Origin of the sequence: Burkholderia sp. Ax-1720 (assembly GCF_011753035.1) — a bacterium.
GTDB lineage: Bacteria > Pseudomonadota > Gammaproteobacteria > Burkholderiales > Burkholderiaceae > Burkholderia > Burkholderia gladioli.
The window spans coordinates 1-1,157 of the sequence record NZ_VWWK01000437.1 but is presented as its reverse complement, the minus strand read 5'-3'; the positions used below and the strand labels follow the sequence as shown (position 1 = coordinate 1,157).

Below are 1,157 nucleotides of genomic sequence, written 5' to 3'. Positions count from 1 at the left end.
GCCCGGCCGCCGCGGCCGCGCCGGCGATGCGATGCACCAGCACCGTGCCGGCCAGGCCGCGCCGCCCGGCATGTTCGCCGCGCGCGGCCAGCGCCACGTCGTCGGCGACGATCACGGTCTCGACGTCGATCCCCTCGGCACGCGCGATCTCCGCCGCGAGCCCGAAATTGAGCCGGTCTCCCGTGTAGTTCTTGACGATCAGCAGCACCCCGGCCGGCCCGGCCACCGCGCGGATCGCGTCGAGCACCGCGTCGACCGAGGGCGAGGTGAACACCTCGCCGGCCACCGCCGCACTCAGCATGCCGGCGCCCACGTAGCCGGCATGGGCCGGCTCGTGACCGGCGCCGCCGCCCGATATCAGCGCGACCTCGCCGCGCGAGGCGGCCTCGGCCGCGTCGGCGCGGACCACGATGGTGCGGCCGGCGAGCAGGGCGAGATGCGGGTTGAGCGCGACCAGCCCGTTCAGCAGGTCGGGCACCACGTGTTCGACATCGTTGATCAGCTTCTTCATTCGGCAGGTCCTCCGGGAGTCTCGCTCCCGTTCGTCTCCAGGGTCGGCGCGGGGAGCGCATGCGGGCGGCGCGGCGCCCGGGCTCGGGTGCGCCACGGGCCGCGCTCGCGCGGGCGTGCGTCACTATAGGACGTTCGCGCGCGGCGCGGTGCCGCACAAACGTCGGCTTACGCCGGTTCGTAAGCTGCGCCGGCGGCGAGTTCCCCTGATGACAGGCAGCAGCGATGGCACGCGGGCGCGCAAAAAAAACGGCACGACCGAAGTCGTGCCGTCCTTGTTGCCGATATCCGCCGCGACGGTCGAGCCATGCGCGCCTGCCTCGACGCGCCGGCCCGCCCTGGCGGCAGGCCGCCCGCTTACTTGTGCGGCACCACGCCGGCCAGCGTCGTGACCAGCGAGGTCACCGGCGAGAGCAGCGTGCCGACGCCCGCCGCACCGCCCGTGCCGGTACCCGTGCCCGAGCCCGACGCGCCGCCCGACGACGGCGTGATCGCGATGCCAGGCAAGGCCGCGCCGACCGCGCCGATGGTCTGCGTCGCCACGTTGCCGACCGCCGCCACCGTGCTCACGCCGGTGTTGGCGACCGTGCCGAGCGTCGCCGCGCCGGTGCTCGCCACGTTGCCGAGCGTGGCGCCGGTGGTCGAGG

1 protein-coding gene and 1 pseudogene are annotated in these 1,157 nt (G+C 74.7%); both read right to left on the bottom strand.

Going from position 1 to position 1,157, the window contains the following annotated elements; genetic code table 11:
* The coding region (locus F3J18_RS37485) for a dihydroxyacetone kinase subunit DhaK (protein WP_166917207.1) at nt 1-511 on the bottom strand (511 nt) is incomplete at its 3' end.
* Between the two features lie 356 nt (nt 512-867).
* Nucleotides 868-1,157: pseudogene (locus tag F3J18_RS37480) on the bottom strand (hypothetical protein); the annotation flags it as partial.